This is a genomic window from Chondrinema litorale, assembly GCF_026250525.1.
Classification (GTDB): Bacteria; Bacteroidota; Bacteroidia; order Cytophagales; family Flammeovirgaceae; genus Chondrinema; species Chondrinema litorale.
On record NZ_CP111059.1, the window covers coordinates 96249 to 115511 of the forward strand.

Below are 19263 nucleotides of genomic sequence, written 5' to 3' on the forward strand. Positions count from 1 at the left end.
GCACAAATTTTCTGCCTTTCATAAATTGAAGTAAAAGGTTTTTTACATTTTTTCTTTTAGAATATCCTTTTCTATAATTTTTCCCATTAAACTCTGGATTGATTCGAAATTGATTATATTCCAACTATGAATGAAATTAAATTGTTTGAAAGCCAAGAGATTAGATCAGTTTACCATAATGATGAGTGGTATTTTGTTGTAGTCGATGTTGTATCCGCCCTTACAGAAAGTAAAGATTCATCTCAATATATAAGAAGACTCCGCCAAAGAGACGAAGAACTAAATAAAGGGTGGGTACAAATTGTACTCCCCCTTTCAGTAGAAACAAAAGGAGGCAAACAAAAAATTAACTGTGCAAATAAAGAAGGTATTTTTAGAATAATACAATCGATTCCTTCTAAAAAGGCAGAACCATTTAAACGTTGGTTGGCAAAAACAGCTAGTGATGTAATTGACGAAAAAACAAATAAAAGACTAGCTGCCTATAAAAAACTAAAGGAATCTCAAAAACGGCTTTTGCTTAATGTAAAAGAAAGAGGTGTTGATGAAGAAGGTTTTAAAAAAATAGTTGAAGATGGTGATAGTTCTTTGTTTGGAGGAATCGATGTAAAACAAAAATACCAGATTGAAGATGAGGAAAACGCAGATGATTTTATGAATTCTCTTCTTCTTTATGGAAAAGGATTTGCCACAGAAATTACTAATCATAACACAAGCAAAGAAAATTTGCAAGGCGAAAACGACATCTCCAACGAGCATCAATCTAATAACGATTTAATACGAAGTAACCTTCTTCAAAAAAATATAATCCCTGAAGACTTACCACCTGAGGAAAAATTGAAGCAATCTCAACTTGAAAAAAAGAAACAGAATAAATTAGATAAATAGCTACTTAAAGTAAAACTTTAAGTGATTTAGTTATACTTATAATAAAAAAAAGAAACATCAACCATTATAAGATTTACCTAAATTGTTGTTTTATAAATAGTTTTAATAGTTTATTGTTTTACTTTGTATAACTATTTGACAATCAAACTTTTAAGTTATTTAATAACGACAGCATTAAGGCTTAATAACGACACAGATAAGGTTTAATAGCGACAAGAATAAGGTAAGTAACGACAGTGGTAAGGTATAACAACGACAGAAATAAGTAATCCAAACGACAGTGATAAGGAATGAACGACATTAGTAAGGATTCTAGTTTTAAGCCCAAATTCCCCTCTTTTTTATATTCTAAAGCACATTAGAGAGTATTTTTAAGCCATAAAACTGCTTTTTGGGTTAAGACATTCTCACATTTTTGATTAATTACTTGATTTAACAACGACAGAATTCAGGAAATGAATTATATAAATGACTTAAAGTATTGAATAACGACAAAATTAAGGATGTAACGACAGTTTTAAGGGTTTAAATTTTGACATAAACTTGTAATCTTAAATTAAGTTTTACTTTAACAACGACAAGATTAAGGCTAAGACAAAAAAGTGATCTCTATTAACGACAGAATTAAGGAGATTACATCTAGAAAGATTTATTCACTATAAGTAATAACGACAGTTTTAAGGAGAGTTAAAATTGGTTTCAATCACAAAGAATTTTTGAGATGCGTTTAAACATGCAGAATGCAAGTTTAGCAAAACAACGACAGAATTAAGGTAATCCAAAGAAATTGATATTTCACTCAAAAACATTAAACAACGACACAAATAAGGCATTTTTAATGAATGTATTTTGAGTAGAAAAAAACAACGACATCTTTTATTTTGTCGTTGTTTTTTTGTTAACTTGCCCAAAATTTCAGGCTATAAAATGTCAAAATCAAATCCAAATCTAGTAGTAAAAAGTAACAAGCTTATTAATGCGAGGTTGAATAATTTAACTTTGTCGCAGTTTCGCTTTTTTGAAGTACTGGTTGCTCAGTTGGATAAAGATCAGCCTGATTTTGTAAAGCAGCGAGTGTACTTAAGAGATTTTGTGGAGAACATTGGTACTAAAAATAAAAATGAATACCAACGAGCGAGAGAAATTACCAAGTCGCTCATGAAGCATGTAATCGAGATTTTTGAAGACCCAAAAATCCGTCAGGTAAACTTGTTTCATGAAATTGTGTACGATAAAGACCTACCCTACATCGAAGCTGTTTTTCATCCAAGACTTGTGCCCTACTTGTTGCAACTTAAAGAGAAGTTTACATCTTACGACATAAGAAATGTACTGCCGCTGAGTAGCGTATATGCGATGCAGATGTATCAGTTATTAAAGCAGTATGCAAATTTGGGAACACGTACATTTAAATTGGAAGAGTTAAAGAAAGTAATGGGAGTTGAAGACCTGTATGAGCGCTATTACGATTTTAAAAGACGGATACTGCTTCCCTCTCAAAAAGATTTAGATAAACACTGCGATATTACCTTCACTTTTAAAGAAATAAGAAAAGGCAGAAAGATAGATTCTATTAAATTTAAAATCTATCCACGAGAAAACCGTCTTTCGATTGACACAGGTTCAGACGGGCAAATTATGACTGAACCAACTACTGTTTTCAATTTGTTGCGAACATTGGGTTTAAAAGAGAATCAGATTATTTCTACTTTAAAGGAATACGACGAGCAAAAGGTGTTGGAAATTGCCAAATACACCCATCATAAACTTAATATAGGAGAAATAAAAAATCCTGCAGCGTATTTTCTAAAGTTGATAAAAGAAGATGCCGAAGTCACGGTAATGTCAAACTTCAAAAAGAAAGAAAAGCAGCAAGAAGCAGATACGGAAGAAGGTAGGAGAAAAATTGAAGCTTTTAAAGAGGAGTTTGAAACAAAAAGAACAGATGTAGGCAAAAAGCTGGCTGAGAATGCTTCAGTAAATGAGTTGAAGAAATTTGAAGCTTATGTGAGTGGAAACCCATACCTTAGAAAAAAATTAATGCTCGAAGGGAAAATTAATCCTAAAAGCGACGAATATACTTTCTGGTTGAGTAACTTTTTGCTACCAGAGTTTGAACCTGCTTTTGTAGCTTGGGTAGCTGAGCAAAAGGGATATCAGGTGAGAAGAGAACAAGGCGATGAGTACAAAATAGTAGGGCAACAAAAGAAGCTATTTTAAGCTATTTTCACTAAAACAATTTAAGTGAAATCTTCTCTGAATATTAACACACCCAATCAATTTTTTTAGAACATTTCTACCAATTCTCTCTAGATAATTTTGTGATTGAAAATTTCTTTTGGGTATTTTGAAATGAATTTTACACAAAATCCATATGACAAAAATAATCGCGGTTTTAAATCTGAAAGGAGGAGTTGGAAAAACCACCACCACCATAAATCTTGGCAAAGCTTTATCTCTTCAAGGTAAAAAAGTATTGTTAATAGATAATGACCCACAGGCAAACCTCACTTATGGTTTAGGAGTAGATTTAAATGAGCAAAATATATATTCTGTTTACAAAGAAGAGACTGGCTTTCCAATTATTCAGTCAGACGAGAATTTATCTTTGGTGCCTTCAGGTCTTGAACTGGCAACCATAGAATCGGATATTGACAAAAAGATAAATCGCTACGAAATATTAAAAGGAGCGCTTAAAGAAGTGGAACCTGAGTATGATTTTATTTTGATCGACTGCCCTCCTTCTATCGGCATATTTTCGATCAATGCCATTGCTGCCTCAACGCATTATTTATTGCCAACTCAACCGGCTCAGTTTGGATTAATTGGTTTAGAGGAAATCATCAAATTGATAAACAATCAGGTAAAAAGATTGCTAAACCCGAACATAGAACCCTTGGGTATTTTGATTACTATGTTCCAGAATACCAATGCTACTGAAGTTGGGTATGAAGAGATTAAAAATAAATATGATACTTTAATGTTTGATGCAGTAATTCGCTATACCACCAAGTTTAGAGAAGCAGAAATAGTAAGAGAAGATATATTTTCACATGCGCCACAAAGCGGAGCGGCAAAAGAGTATATGGCCTTGGCAAAAGAAGTTTTAAAGAAAGCATGAGTGATTTCAGAAAAAAGGTAAAGGCAAAGAAAGCGACTGAAAGGGAGCAACAATCAGGTCATCAGCTTATTGGTAAGATGATCACCGAGAGCAGAGCAATTACTTTCGAGATTGATCCTGAGTTAGAATTGTTGATACCGCCTTTGAATAAAGAAGAGCTAATCTTGCTCGAAGATAGTATCCGTACAGAAGGTTTAAGAGAGCAACTCAAAGTATGGAAAGAAGCTGATGATAAAATCTGGTTGATAGATGGACACAACCGCTATAAGATTATTACCAAGCTTAGCGAAGAAGGTGTTGAGGTAAAGCACAAGCCAGAGTTTATTGAGTTTGCTGATAAAGAAGCGGTAAAAGACTGGATGATTTTAAACCAGTTAGGTCGTAGAAACCTTACTGATGAGCAGCGGAGTTACTTACGTGGTTTGCGATACGAAAGAGAGAAATCGAAACAAGGAGGGACAGGTGCAAACCAGTATAATTCGCAGCGTAGTCAAAATGTCCACACTGCAAGAACGGTAGATGTTTTGGCAGAAGAATACAAAGTTTCTCCAAAAACCATCCAAAGAGATTCTGAATATGCTAGAGGAATTGAGCGAATTGGCGAAAATAATCCTGATTATAAGCGCAAGATTCTGGCAGGAGAAGAAAAGCTCAAAAAAGGCTTAGTGCAACAGTTAGGAAGAATTCCAAATAAGATTACTTCTCCCATAAAAACTGCTGCTGATGTAAGTACTTATTTGCAGAAAATTAATAAGCCAAAAACAGAAGATCAACAAACAGTTTCCTCTGTAAAAGATGAGTATGAGAACCTCAAAAAGCAGATCATCATCAAACTAAAAACTTTATCAATAGAAAGTACCAAAAAGGAATATGATAGCTTAATTAGCCAAATCAAAAACCTTCAAAAAATAAAATAAAAAAAGCAGTGTGGTCAAATTGGCTACACTGCTTTTTGCTTTTCAAAATACCCCTCTCTCCTATCCCAATCCTTGACTGATCATGCCAAATCAGGTCAACAAGAACCTGAACAAAAACTAATTTCATACTAGCGAAAAGAACAACTCTTTATCGATCATCTAAATATGAAAGTATGAAAAACTTATTACCAGGACTACTAACAGTTTTCCTGTTAATGCCAATGTTACAAGCTTTGGCGCAGGAGAAAACCATTACGGGCAAAGTGAGCTCAACAGAAGATGGCGAAAGTTTACCGGGAGTAACAATTCTAGTAAAAGGAACCACAATCGGAACTACAACCGATTTTAATGGCAGCTACAAACTCAATGTTCCTGATGCATCCAATATCATTACATTTAGCTATATCGGATTTCAAACCCAAGAGGTGGATATAGGCAATCGATCTGTAGTAGATGTACAATTGGCTTTAGATGTAAGTCAACTAGAAGAAGTGGTGGTTATCGGATTCGGCACACAGGAGAAAAAAGACATTACTGGAGCTATTTCATCAGTTTCGGGAGAAGATTTAAACGAGATTCCAGTGCCATCTTTTGAGCAAGCCCTTACCGGAAGAGCAGCTGGCGTGCAAGTTACCACTGGTTCAGGCACACCGGGAGCGGGTGCAAGTTTGAGAATAAGAGGTGTGGGTTCTACCAACAACTCAGAGCCTTTGTATGTAATCGATGGAATTATTATCGGAAATGAAACAGGTGGTGGACAAACTTCAATCAGTCCTTTGTCACTCATAAATCCCAATGATATTGAAAGTATAGATATTTTGAAGGATGCTTCTGCAACTGCCATTTATGGAGCAAGAGCTGGAAATGGTGTAGTAATTATTACCACCAAGAGAGGTAAAGAAGGAAAGATGTCTATCAATCTAGATACTTATGCTTCGGTGAGTGTGCTCGATCGAAGTAATTTTAGCATGCTTTCCGGAACCGATTGGGCAAGGTATTATTCTGAAATGATGGCAGAAACTGGCAATACCGATTACAAGGGAAAAGCCTTTGTAGATAAAGTATTGAGCGGTGCTGAATTACCTACCTACGATTGGTTCGATTATGCTAACAGAAATGGTAAAATAAACAGCTATAACTTGTCTGTAACTTCTGGTTCTGCTAAGTCTCAAATTTTCACATCGCTCAACTATTTTGATCAAGAAGGTATATTGCCAAACTCAGATATGAAACGCTATACCATTCGATTAAACAGCGATCATAAATTCGGGAAAAGGCTGAAAGTGGGAAACACTTTAGCGATATCTAGAAGTGAAGCGAATACGGTGGGAAATGTAGACGGAAATATCAATACAAAAAACTGGATAGGTAGGCTTTTACAAGCTAATCCATACAAACCTATTTTCGATCCGATTGATGGCGATTATGCTGGTTTATCTGCGCAAGATCCAGATGCCGAAGCGCAATTAGATTACCAGAATGAGCACCCGATCTGGAACATGGAAACCAATTATGATAAGGAAGTAAGAAATCGAATTTGGGGTTCTGTTTTTGCCGATTACGAAATTATCAATGGACTAACTTTCCACTCAATGGCATCGGTAGATTGGAGTTTTAATAAAACAGAAGTGAGAACACCTGCCAATACCATCGATGGTGCTGCTGCCAGAGATGAAACAACATCTTACCTAAGAATGAACTACAATGAGCCTCGCACTTGGTTTATCGAAAATACCTTGCGATACGAGAAGTCATTAGACAAGCACAACTTCAGTTTAATGGCAGGTTATCAAGCACAAAATAACTTGAATTTGGGTTTTGGTTCTAATGCTGGAGCTTTTGTTGATACCGATTATTGGTTTTTTAGCAGGCCTACATTAACCAACGAAATCACCGATAGTGAAGGCAATGTATTGGCTACGCAACCACTTGTTATGCCTAATGTAACCAACTACCAAAACGAATCTGCTTTTGTCTCTTTCTTTGGTAGACTTATCTACGACTTTAATGACAAATATTTGTTGACAGCCACTGTGCGTAGAGACGGTTCTTCTCGCTTTGGTGCTTCTCAACGATGGGGAATTTTCCCGGCGGTTTCAGCAGGTTGGCGAATTTCAGAAGAGGCTTTTATGCAAGATATATCTCAGGTATCTAACCTGAAATTGAGAGTAGGTTATGGTATTAGTGGGAGCGATAATACAGGTTTGTATCAATGGAATTCCACCATAGGTGCAGGAGCAGATCAAGAATATGTATTTAATGGGGGTGTAATTCCCGGAGCTACTTTGGTGAGGTTGGCAAATGAATACTTGAGTTGGGAAGAAATTAAAATGCTAAACGCAGGCTTAGACGTTGGTTTTTTTGGAGGTAAATTAGAGTTAACAATTGATTATTTTGATAAAACTACCGAAGGTCTTTTGCTCGCTTTTGCCCCAGCCGAAGAAGTGGGTTCATTAAGTAACCCAACAGGGAATTTAGGGGAGATCAACAACAAAGGAATCGAGCTTACTTTGAGAAGCGTCAATGTATCTACTGGTGATTTTAGATGGATAACAGACTTCAATATTTCATCAGTAAAAAACAAAGTAGTGAGTTTGCCAGAAGATGCAGATCGCTTTAATGGGGTGAACATTACCAGAGTTGGCGAAGAGATAGGAGCAATTTATGGTTTTGAAACGGATGGTTTGTTTCAAAACTGGGATGAAGTTTACAATCATGCTTACCAAAACCAGTCAGTTGAATCCTATAATGAAGAAACAGGTTTGCCGAACTACACAGGTAATACAGATGATGCTACCAAAGAAAACAATACGGCTCCTGGCGATATCAAATATGTAGATCAGAACGGAGATGGTTTTATCGATGCTGATAATGACAGGGTGATTATCGGTAGTACGATTCCCGATTTTACTTGGGGGCTCAACAACACAGTGAGTTATAAGGGAATTACACTGTCAGTTTTTTTACAGGGAGTGCAAGGAGTGGATGTTTATAACTCACTTAGAGTGGGTTTAGAAAGCTCTAACTCTTCGTTTGCCAATATGCGAGAGGATGTTTTGAACAGGTGGAAAGGGGAAGGTACAAGCAACAGTATTCCAAGAGCTGTGTTTAGTAACCCGAATTCTAATGGCAGAGCTTCGCAACATTGGTTAGAAGATGGCTCATTCGTAAGAATCAAAAACGTTAGACTCTCCTATTCTTTCCCGAAAGCTTTGTTGCAATCAATCAGGCTAGAAAATGCCGGAGTGAATTTTTATGCTGTGGGAACCAACTTACTCACCTTTACCAAATACAGCGGTTTCGATCCTGAAATCAGTTTGCGAGATGCCGATAACCCTGAAACAGCCGGAGTAGATGGCGGTGCTTATCCGCTATCGAGACAGTTCACACTGGGCATGCAATTATCTTTTTAAATATTGAAAATGAACACAATTATGAAAAAATATATCATTCTTTTGCTCACAGGATTTCTGCTGACAACCTGTACAGATATGCTCGATCAAACCGATCCGACAGGGCCTACTGGTGACAACTTCTTCCAAACTGAAAACGATTTGCAACAAGCAGTAGTAGCAGCTTATTCAGGCTTATCGCTTCCCATTTCCCTTCACCGATTAAACATCTTGGGATTCGAGCAATTTACAGATAATATCTACAATGGTTCGGCCACTGGAGATGGTGCTTTTGGCGCTTGGTCAACCTTTAGTTACGATACACAGAATCAAGCAATACAAGAGAATTACAGAGGTTTTTATCAGCTGATAAATATGTGTAATCAAGTAATAATTCGTGGTTCAGAAGCAGATGTAAGTGATGAGGTTTTAACTCAGGTAGTGGCAGAAGTTACTTTTCTGAGAGGATATGCCCACTTTATGCTCACTTTAATCTGGGGTGATGTGCCCATAGTAACAGAGATTACCAACGATCCTTCTGGTTTTGCACCTGAGGTTTCTACTGCAGATGAAGTTTACGAACAAGTAATTTCAGATTTAACTTTTGCAGAAGAAAATCTTTCATCAGTATCTGCTCAAGGAGGTAGAGTAAACAGTTGGACGGCCAAAGCCATGTTGGCAAAAGTCTATCTTTTTGGTGCAGATGAATTGGGTAATGATGCTTGGTACAGCATGTCAGAATCTAAAGCGGCAGAAGTAATCAACAGCAGTACATTCGGCTTGTTTAACGAACTTTCTACCCCGAAAGAAAATCTCGAATCGATCTTCCAAACTTATAATGAAAACGGCAAAGAACACATCTTTACAGTAAACCATTACAACAGTGGTGGCAATTGGAGTGACAACAATGTAGCATCAGAATTTCCGATGGCATCTACTGCTCGCCAAATGCGAAATAACAACAACATGTGGGGTTATGGTTGGGCTTATGTTTATGAGGCAATTGGCACGCAATGGGATGATGCCGATGCTCGAAAAGATTATAATTTATGGATGCAAGATGAACCGATTATTGTGAATGGCGATACTACTGGCTATTACGATCAAACCAATCAGAATCGTTGCTGTGCTAGAGCCAATGGAATGTGTTTGCAAAAGTTCTGGTATCAAGAAAACTCCAAGAATGTAAATGGTCGATCAACATTGGGTTTCCCAGTGATGCGCTATGCCGATTTGCTTTTGATGTATGCCGAAGCAGATTTACTTTCTGATGGAACTATCAGTGCAGTAGGATTAGAAGCAATCAACGAAGTAAGAAATCGTGCTGGACTAGAAGACCTGAGTTCAGGTGAGATTACGATTGAAAAGATTTTGGAAGAGCGCCGTTGGGAGTTGTTTGGCGAATCTAAGCGCTGGTTCGATTTTATGCGCAAAAGAAACTCTATGCCTAATCTATTTACCCAAGCTGCTGCAGCCATTGTTGCTGGAGATACTGATGGCGATGACAACGACTTTGCTGCCTTTACTCCGGCAAAACATTGGAAAATGCCATATCCACAGTCGGCAGTAGATAGAAATCCTAATCTTGTTCAAAAGCCAGCTTGGAGCGCTGGTGATTGATTTATCTTTCAAAAGATTGCTCTTAAAACCTGTTTCATTCTTGAATCAGGTTTTTTCTTAAATTTTAGTATTTTCATGTATCATGAGAAAAAGTGTATTCATATTTTTAATTTTCCTAGGCTTTCAGTTTTGCTGCAACTCTCAATTGTTTGCACAAGAGAAGATTAAGTTTCTGAATTTGAATACCTCTGATGGACTCTCTCAAAACAACATTCTCGATATTCAAGAAGACTATGTGGGTTTTATCTGGTTGGCTACCGGCGATGGTTTAAACCGCTATGATGGCACCAGTTTTAAAGTTTACAGAAAAGAGCTAAATACAGGAATAGATTTTTTCAATGTAAATGAGGTTCACGAATCAGCCGACAGTACTTTGTGGATTGGAACCAAAAATGGAGGTTTGTGCAAGTACAATCGAAAAGAAGATTCATTCCAGCAATACATCGACCGAGATGGTTATTCCCTTAGTAGAAAATCTGTAAATACCATTGCAGATGATGGCAAAGGCAATCTGATTATTTCTTATGAAACCGGAAAGTTGGTCTTACTAGATTTAGAGAAAAATATTTTCTATTGGGATTTCCTAAAATCTTTAACAGACAAATACGAGATTGAAGCGCTAACTGTAGATCGGGCTGGCAACCTTTGGTTAGGTGCGAATGAAGGAAAAATCATCCATGCTGTTTATGATAATAGCAGCCAATATTACCAAATCAAAAAAGAATGTAATACCACCGGTAGAATTAGAAACCTACAGTTTGGAGACAGTGTAATTTGGATTGCTTCTGATGAAGGTGTTTTGAGTTTGAATGTGGCTTCCGAAGAACTCAACAATCTGCCAGACTTGAATTATCGATTAGAAACTGTTTCTATTTCCGATGTACTCACAGACCAACAAGGTTACTGTTGGATAGGCACAAGTATTTTGGGTTTGTATCGCTATGACCCAAAGACGGGCGAACTGCTAGATTTTAAAGAAAGAGGCAAAAGTCAGCGTATCGTTGGTAATGGTATCACAAGCATTTATTGCGATAAGAATAACAATATTTGGATTGGCACATATGCCTCAGGAGTAAACCTATTTAGTAGGGAAAGGCACCTATTTAAGGAATATATGTTAATAGACGGTAATACAAATCCGTTTAAAGGGTCAAATGTGCCCTGCTTTGCGCTTTCTGATAGTAAAAATATATGGATGGCCAACGGAGGGGAGTTAAGTCTTCTAAAGACCGGAAAAGCCTATCATTACATCGAGACTGAAAAAGATTCTTTTCAAATACTCAATCAAAAAGTCAATCATTTTTACGAAGACAAAGCTGGCAATTATTGGATTGGCACTAGAAAACATGGCTTAAAATATTATCGAAAAGGAGAGGGCTTCATTCAAATAGAGCAATTGAAAAATATTTTTGTGAATGATATGCTCGAAACATCAGACAACAGGTTTTTTATTGCACATAACAAAGGCATAAAAGAAATTACGACTGATCTCAAAGTAAAAGAGATTGCCAATAATCATCCCGAAATACAAACTTATGTAATCAGCATTGCACAAGATGTCAACGGAGATTTGCTTATTGGTACCAACAACAGAGGTTTGTTTCGCTATAATGAAACCCAAGATACCTTGATGAAAATAGGAGGGGAAGAGATAAGCGAACCACTCAATGTTAGCGACATTCTTATAGATCAGCAAGAGCGAATTTGGGTGGGAAGTTTTGGTGCGGGTTTGCTATTGTACAACCGGAAAGAACATCTTTTAAAGCGAGTAGAGTTTGATATTCTTCCTCCAAGTGATATTGTAAAATCGATTGAAGAAGACAATGCTGGCAGGATCTGGTTTAGTACCAATAAGGGGATTTCCATGTATGAGCCAGAAACCAAACAGTTGTTTAATTATACCACAGACGATGGTTTGCAAGGAGATGAGTTTATCATTAATGCCAGTTTAAAAGATGCGGATGGCAATTTGCTTTTCGGTGGTTTCGATGGTTTTAACTATTTTGATCCTTTAGCATTTCAAGAGCAGAAAACTGAAAATGATGTTTTGGTTTCAGGAATTAATTTTTTGAATGAGAACAACCAAAAAGCCAAAATTCAGCATGACCAAAATGGAATTATTAAAAGTGCAAAGCTGCCATATTTCTTAAATGATTTCACTATTTCTCTGGCTTCCAGATACTTTGCTTACAAAGAACAGCCTGAGTTTTGGTATAAGTTGAGTGGTTACAAGGAAGATTGGGTGCATGTGAAAGGAGCCAATACCATTACCTTTACCAATCTCGATCCGGGTAATTACCAATTGATTGTAGATCCATCTAAGCTGCCAACAGAAAATACCCAACTCGAAATATTACAAATAGAAATCAATCCGCCAGTTTGGCAAACTGTTTATGCCTATTTGGCCTACACAGCTATATTGATTTTTTTAGTGATTTTGTTCAGAAGAAAAACACTGGCAAACGAAAAGCTAAAAGCTGATTTGCGGATAAAAGAACTAGATGCCAAAAAAATTATAGAGTTAAATAAACTAAAATCCAGTTTTTTTACCAATGTGTCGCATGAGTTCAGAACGCCGATTACGCTCTTGTTAGGTCCATTAGAAAGCTTAATGAAATCTACCAGAACCAATGAAAAGCTGTTTTTCAAATACAAATTGATGCATAAAAATGCCAAGGTATTACTGAGGTTGATCAATCAGATTCTTGATACTTCTAAAATCGAGTTTGGTTTTATGCCTTTGCAAGTTTCAAAAGGGAATATCATTTCTCACATAAGAGATATTTATAGTTCTTTTGAGTTTTTGGCAGATACACATCAGATCAAATACACCTTCGAATGTAATTTCCATAACCTGCAAGCTTATTTTGATAAAGACAAAGTAGAGAAAATCACCTACAACCTGCTTTCTAATGCTTTTAAATTCACGAAAGATGGTGGTGAAATTAGTGTGATTCTCAACCTGATTCCATCAAAAGAAAGAAGAGGTTATACAGATCGATTGATTATGACAGTTGGCGACAATGGCATTGGCATTAGTAAAGAAAATCTAGAATTGATTTTTTCTAGTTTCTATCAAGGGGAACAGCTTCCTCGACGCGAGCATATTGGTAGCGGTATCGGGCTTTCACTTACGAAACAATTGGTTAGTTTGCATCAAGGTAAAATTTCTGTGGAGTCTGAGTATGGTAAAGGAAGTTTGTTTTCTGTGGAGCTACCACTCAACAAAGAGAGTTACCCAGACTTTATCGACGACAATTATAAGGAAAGTCCAGACCGCCAACTCAATCTAGAGTTTGAAGACGAACTGGAAGCAATCAGTCTTACTTCTAATCCAACAAATCAAACTTACGAAAACTACGATCAGGTACTCATTATCGACGACAACTCAGATATTTTGGATTATCTCAACATCGAATTGGGCAATAAATACAGAATTTATCAGGCAACAGATGGCAAATCTGGTTTAGATATGGCGATTAGAAATATTCCAGACCTCATTATTACCGATGTGATGATGCCCGGATTAAACGGTTATGAACTTTGCGAAAAACTCAAAAAAGATCCACGAACTAATCATATTCCGGTAATAATTATTACAGCTCTGTCTGAAAGTAAAGACAAGATTAAGGGCTTGGAGATCGGAGCAGACGATTACATTACTAAACCTTTTAACATGGCGATTCTACAGCAAAGAATCGGAAATATTATTACAAACCGAACTAAGCTAAAAAAGCATTATGATGTAAAAGAGACTTTGCCAAATAAAATCCATTTTGAAGATGCGTTTATTCAGCAAGTAGCCGATAAGATTTTGGAACATATTCAAGAAGAAAATCTAACAGTAGAATCTTTAGCGAGTATGTTTAACATTTCGAGTATGCAACTTTACAGAAAAATTAGGGGAGCCTTAAATCTGTCGCCGAATGAGTTTATCCGATTTATCCGCTTAAATTGTGCGGCAAACATCCTCAGAAACCATAAAGAAAAAAACATTGCCGAAGTAGCTTACGAAGTGGGTTTTAAAGACCCTTCTTACTTTTCGAGATGCTTTAAAAAGCAATTTGAATTGAGCCCCAAAGATTTTGTAAATGAGTTGTTTCTGTGATTGTATGAAAACAAAAATGTCTTTCTGAGCGAATTAGAGCCTATTTGTAGAATTTTTACCTGAAATTGAAAGATTTATCCTAACACTTGGCTGGCAGTTCAATCTATATTCATGTTTAAAAAATGTGAATATGAAAACTACGAACTTACTAGTTGAGATTGAAGATAATTCTAAATTGCCCAAGTATCAGCAATTTGTAAATACTATACTAGACAAAATAAATTCAGGGGTATTGAAAGAAGGTGATCGGCTGCCTTCTATCATTAATTCGAGCATCGATTTTGACCTTTCGAGAGACACGATTAGCAGAGCTTACAAAGAGTTGTTTGCCAAAGGCGTAATTACTTCCATTTATCGCAAAGGTTATTTTGTTTCTAACACTTCTACCGTTTCGAGCAAAAAGAGAGTGCTGTTTATCACTGGCAAATGCAGTACTACCAACCAAATGTTTTACAACCAGATTGCCAGAGAAATGGAAAACCACCATATTCAGACAGATTATATGCTGAGCCATAACAACCTGAATATTTTAAAAAACATCATCAACAAAGAAGTTGGGAACTATCATATTTTTATTATCGAACCTCAAATTCTTTCTAAAAAAGACATCCTAGATTTATTTGATAAAAAAGCGGTGAGGAGTAATATCATTTTTTTGAATGATGATAATGAAGTAGTTCCAAATGGGATAGACCATGTTTCTTTCAATATAGACGAAGAATTATACAGCATTTTAAGCCGACTAACCAATGATTTAAAACATTATAAAACGCTCAATCTGGTTTTGCCGGAGTTCGAGTATTTTCCTTCTGGTTTTATTAATGGTTTTTTTAGGTATTGCGACGATCAAAACATTAAAGGCAAAATAGTAGAAGAACTCAAAGAGGTTGAAAAAGAGCACGGATATTTTGTGGTAGACGAACATACGCTCTTTTATCTGGCAGAACTAATGGAAAAGAAAGGATTAAAAGCAGGAAAAGATGTGGGTTTAATCACCTTGTTTGAAAAAGATTATCTCAAATATATGTTTAACGGCATTACTTCTATCAACTGGTTTAGTGGAAAACTTGCCCGATATATCGCTCATTTTATTGTACACAAAAAAGCCGAAGAGCAACATTGGCCGGCAGTGCTTTACATGAGAAATTCAATTTAGCATACATGTAGTCATAAGTATCAGGATATATTAATGCATGTTCTTAGAGCTTACTATCGGAGGTAGTAAGTTCTTTTTTTATCCCTCATTTTATTGTGGTAAACTTTATATTTGAAGCAATTCCTAGAAAATTATGATTGATAAAGAAGATATACCCAGACTCTCAAGACTTACAGCTATTTTAACCATTCTTCAATCTGGCAAAGCCATTACTGCTGCAGAACTGGCAGAGAAATTTAGTGTGAGCAAAAGAACCGCTTATCGCGATTTAAAAGCATTGGAAAGGGCAGGGGTTCCTGTTTTTTCAGAAGAAGGAAAAGGTTTTTCTCTGGTTGATGGTTTCAGGCTGCCGCCGATTATGTTTACCGAAGAAGAAGCCAATGCGCTCATTACCGCAGAAAAGCTGATCGATAGTGGTAAAGATGATTCACTTATCAAAAACCACAAAGAAGCAATTTCCAAGATAAAAGCAGTTTTGCGCTACTCTAGCAAAGAAAAAACACATTTGTTGGGAGAACGAATGGTAGTTTTTAATAACTATCAAAAAGAAATAACCAGCGATTCGTTGGCATCTGTGCAAATGGCGATTACGCATAATCAACTTATCAAAATTAATTATCATTCTCTGGGCAAAAATGAAAAAACATGTAGAACAATTGAGCCTTATGCCCTTTACAATAGCAGAGAAAACTGGATTTTAATTGCTTGGTGTAAATTGAGAGATAATTACAGAGAATTTCGACTAGATCGCATTGATACTTATCAAATAATGCCAGACAAGTTTAAAGATCGAGATTTTGAGTTGATGGAATATTTTAGAATGATTTATCAGTACGACCAGAACCAGTGACACTGGGTTGTCACACTTCTGTACTAGCATTGTTTTTTTAATCATCTAAAAAATAATATTGAATGGAAACACAGGAGTTAGCATCTTTTAATGTGGTAGGTTTAGCTGTAAGAAGTACCAACGAAAATAACCAGATTGCTCAAGATATTACTGAGTTGTGGAATGTATTTTTATCTGAAAATGTGATGGCGCAAATTCCAGGTAAAATTAGCGAAGATATATATTGCATTTATACAGAATACGAATCGGATTATACCAAGCCTTATACTGTGCTTTTGGGTTGTAATGTGGAAAGTTTAAAGAATATCCCTAAAAAGTTTAAGAGCATTACCATTGAAAATGGACCTTTTAAAAAATTTGTAGCCAAAGGAAATGTCCAACAAGGTTCTGTTTGGGAAGAATGGACTAAAATCTGGAATACTGATTTAGACAGGGCTTATGTGGCAGATTTTGAAGTTTATGGTAAAAAAGCGCAAAATCCGGAAGATGCCGAAGTGGATATTTTTATTGGGGTAAAAAGTGCTTAAAAAATTAAAGGATGAGAACTATCCCATTGGAGACAGCTCTGCATCACTTTACAACAAATTGCGATTATTAAGTTGTAGTTTTAATTGGGTGAGATTTATTAAATCTCACCAGTTTCTGCTTTTTGTTTAAGATCGTCGTTAGCGAAAATCGCAACCTCTACTCTTCTGTTTTGTTCTCTACCTTCTGGGGTATCGTTAGAAGCAACTGGGTTACTTTCGCCTAAACCTTCTACATTCATTCTGTTAGATTTAATACCTAATCCACTTAAGTAAGTTTGTACAGATTGAGCTCTTTCTTTAGAAAGTTTTAAGTTATAATTATCTGAACCGATACTATCAGTATATCCTTGGATTACTATATCTGTTTCTGAATATTCGTTCAATGTTTCAGAGAATTTATCTAGTTCATTCTTCACTTCTGCATTCAAATCATCAGAGTCAAAACCGAAAAGGATACCAGAATCAAAAGTTACTAGAATACCTTCACCTACTCTTTCTACATCTGCCGAATTACCTAAGTCTTGCTCTAAATCTTCTTTTTGTTTATCCATGTAGCGACCGATTGCTGCACCTGTTACACCACCAATTGCTGCACCTAAAATGGCTCCCTCTGCTGTGTTACCTGATCTGTTACCGATAATACCGCCTAACGCAGCTCCACTACCTGCTCCAATTGCACCACCTTTGGCAGTACCATTCCAACTGTTACAACTTGTACTAAATACCATTCCCGATATTAAAAGTGCGCCTATATATTTTCTTGAAAAGTTCATGTGCTATTTGGTTTTTGAGTTTACTGTTATGTTGATACTTGTTGTGTTATTTGGTTTATATGTTGTTATTGGTCTCACTTTCAATAAATTTTATCATTCATTGAAAGTGAGTAAATTATATCTTTTTACTAGTAGCTGCTTACTGGGAAGCTAAAACCTACATTAAATCTAAATCCTCTGTTTTTAAAAGTACCGATGTCTACATTGTCAAGTTCCGACAAGCCAAGATCATATCTGGCATCTAGAATTAAATAGTTTTCACCAGTTATTTTAAAGTCGATACCTGCACCGAGTACGGCACCAATCTCATTTTCTTTATAGTTATCTTCGATATCTACTGTAGAACCGTCGATCATCTCATTCTCGGCATTCATTAAAAAGCTCATAGAAGGACCACCAAAGATTTTAGGTCTAATCCAAGAGTTAGATAAATAGATATTTGCCAATACTGGAATCTCTAAATAAGATACTCTTGTTTCGTCTATTAATGGGTTGTTGTTATATGCCGAACCCTCGTTCGAATAGTTAATCTCAGTTGAGATACCTACATTAGAAGTTAAAGGCACTTCACCAAAAACACCAAAAGCAGCTCTACTTAAGTTTTGTGTTTCAACTTGATCGATGTCGAATTTTGTAAGGTTCATACCACCTTTAAAACCCAACCTTGCTTGTGCGTTTGCTGCATTAAATGCAAGTATAGAAAGACAGCTGATTATTAAAGTTTTGTAAAAAATATTCAGATTTTTCATTGTAATTTGGTTTAGGTTAAAGTAGGAAGGCATGACTAATACAAAATGTATTAACTAATGCTTTGTCATACCTCCCTTAAATATTTATTGATTTGAGGTTAATTAGTTTTCTATGGTTTGCCTCTTACGAGTCCCATTAGTAGTGAGATTACAAATACTATTAGGAATACAAAGAATAATATTTTAGCAATTGAGGCTGCACCTGCAGCGATACCACCGAATCCAAAGACAGCGGCAATAATTGCTACAATTAAGAATATTACTGTCCAGCGTAACATGGTTTTAAAGTTTATTTGGTTAAATGAATGCTGCAATCGCAGCTTGTTAAAAAATAAGTTAGTAGATACAGAAGACTTTGTTCTTACGATGAAGTACACAGGAACAAAGTACTCCTGTACCTGACCAGTTGAAAACCGATCTTATAATATTTTAAGGATGTTTGGTTTTAGATTAATATCTATTAGCTATCAAAAAGATTTCTAACTTCTTTACCAAACTCGTCAAGTTCATTGTCAATTTTGGCTGTGGTTACTTCAAAATTTCTTTCAAGTTCTTCGAAGTTATCTTCTGTAGAATTTTGAATGTCGTTAAGGTCTGCGCTTAACTCTTTTCTAAATTCCATAAGTTCTCCTTTAGCTTCTTTATAGTTTTCTTTAGTTTCATCTTTTATATCCTCAGATGCATCTTCCATTTTTCTTTCATTGATTTCGATTTCTTCGTCGATCTGATCAATTTTTCTTTGGATGTTTAGAGCAAGTGCATCTTTCCTTTGTTGGAAATCTGCAGATGTTTCTTCGTAAGCACTTTCAGCAGATTTTTCTGATGATGGTGTGCTACAATTGGTAAAAAATAGGGTAGTACCTGCGATTAATGAGAATATCAAAAATTTAGTTTTCATATCAGTAGTATTTATGTTCTATTCTAATTTATCAATTTGTTATTTGAATAGACTATATGAAAATCTAATACCACAGTTTCCTAAAAAGATGAAAAAATAATATTAACAAATTGATAATCAGTATGTTATTTTGATTTTTTCGACCATGCCAATTTTTTTGTTTTAGAAAATACTGTGGTGCGTGCGCAACAATTGTGGGTATTATGTCTACTGAGTTGTTGAAATTGGTATGAAATACTTCACTCCAAATGGCTTGTAAATCCT

At 35.9% G+C, this 19263-nt stretch carries 14 protein-coding genes; 10 read left to right on the forward strand and 4 right to left on the reverse strand.

Going from position 1 to position 19263, the window contains the following annotated elements; all coding sequences use genetic code 11:
• Positions 1-126: 126 nt before the first annotated feature.
• From OQ292_RS36800 to OQ292_RS36845, 10 genes are all read left to right on the forward strand, one after another.
• Complete coding sequence (locus OQ292_RS36800) at positions 127-888, forward strand: BRO family protein (protein ID WP_284689152.1); 762 nt, start codon at positions 127-129, stop codon at positions 886-888.
• Positions 889-1815: 927 nt separating this feature from the next.
• Positions 1816-3108, forward strand: a complete 1293-nt coding sequence (locus OQ292_RS36805; RefSeq protein WP_284689153.1) for a replication initiation protein — start codon at positions 1816-1818, stop codon at positions 3106-3108.
• 154 nt (positions 3109-3262) lie between these two features.
• The gene (locus OQ292_RS36810) at positions 3263-4009 is read left to right on the forward strand and encodes a ParA family protein (protein WP_284689154.1); all 747 of its coding nucleotides are present in this window, start codon (positions 3263-3265) and stop codon (positions 4007-4009) included.
• Positions 4006-4926, forward strand: a complete 921-nt coding sequence (locus OQ292_RS36815; RefSeq protein ID WP_284689155.1) for a ParB/Srx family N-terminal domain-containing protein — start codon at positions 4006-4008, stop codon at positions 4924-4926. The genes OQ292_RS36810 and OQ292_RS36815 overlap by 4 nt, the downstream gene beginning before the upstream one ends.
• Positions 4927-5099: 173 nt before the next feature.
• Positions 5100-8339 carry a SusC/RagA family TonB-linked outer membrane protein gene (locus tag OQ292_RS36820; RefSeq protein WP_284689156.1) on the forward strand — a complete coding sequence of 1080 codons (3240 nt, stop codon included), beginning with the start codon at positions 5100-5102 and terminating at the stop codon, positions 8337-8339.
• 21 nt (positions 8340-8360) lie between these two features.
• A complete protein-coding gene (locus OQ292_RS36825) occupies positions 8361-9938 on the forward strand; it encodes a RagB/SusD family nutrient uptake outer membrane protein (protein WP_284689157.1) in 1578 nt (525 codons plus the stop codon).
• A 178-nt stretch (positions 9939-10116) separates the two neighbouring features.
• Entirely contained in the window at positions 10117-14046 is a 3930-nt protein-coding gene (locus OQ292_RS36830) for a hybrid sensor histidine kinase/response regulator transcription factor (protein ID WP_284689158.1), read from the forward strand.
• A gap of 130 nt (positions 14047-14176) precedes the next feature.
• On the forward strand, positions 14177-15202 hold the full coding sequence (locus tag OQ292_RS36835; protein ID WP_284689159.1) for a GntR family transcriptional regulator: 1026 nt from the start codon (positions 14177-14179) through the stop codon (positions 15200-15202).
• A gap of 133 nt (positions 15203-15335) precedes the next feature.
• Positions 15336-16052 (forward strand): helix-turn-helix transcriptional regulator, encoded by a 717-nt coding sequence (locus OQ292_RS36840; RefSeq protein ID WP_284689160.1) that lies wholly within the window; start codon positions 15336-15338, stop codon positions 16050-16052.
• Between the two features lie 62 nt (positions 16053-16114).
• A complete protein-coding gene (locus OQ292_RS36845; protein WP_284689161.1) occupies positions 16115-16579 on the forward strand; it encodes a GyrI-like domain-containing protein in 465 nt (154 codons plus the stop codon).
• A 98-nt stretch (positions 16580-16677) separates the two neighbouring features.
• Here OQ292_RS36845 and OQ292_RS36850 read toward each other — a convergent pair whose 3' ends face one another.
• The 4 genes from OQ292_RS36850 to OQ292_RS36865 all read right to left on the reverse strand — a co-directional run bounded on the left by OQ292_RS36850 (position 16678) and on the right by OQ292_RS36865 (position 18999).
• Positions 16678-17352, reverse strand: a complete 675-nt coding sequence (locus OQ292_RS36850) for a YiaD family glycine zipper/OmpA-like lipoprotein (RefSeq protein ID WP_284689162.1) — start codon at positions 17350-17352, stop codon at positions 16678-16680.
• 128 nt (positions 17353-17480) lie between these two features.
• The gene (locus tag OQ292_RS36855) at positions 17481-18101 is read right to left on the reverse strand and encodes a porin family protein (RefSeq protein WP_284689163.1); all 621 of its coding nucleotides are present in this window, start codon (positions 18099-18101) and stop codon (positions 17481-17483) included.
• 110 nt (positions 18102-18211) lie between these two features.
• A complete protein-coding gene (locus tag OQ292_RS36860; protein ID WP_284689164.1) occupies positions 18212-18379 on the reverse strand; it encodes a DUF1328 domain-containing protein in 168 nt (55 codons plus the stop codon).
• Between the two features lie 182 nt (positions 18380-18561).
• Entirely contained in the window at positions 18562-18999 is a 438-nt protein-coding gene (locus OQ292_RS36865; RefSeq protein WP_284689165.1) for a coiled-coil domain-containing protein, read from the reverse strand.
• Between the last annotated feature and the right edge of the window lie 264 nt (positions 19000-19263).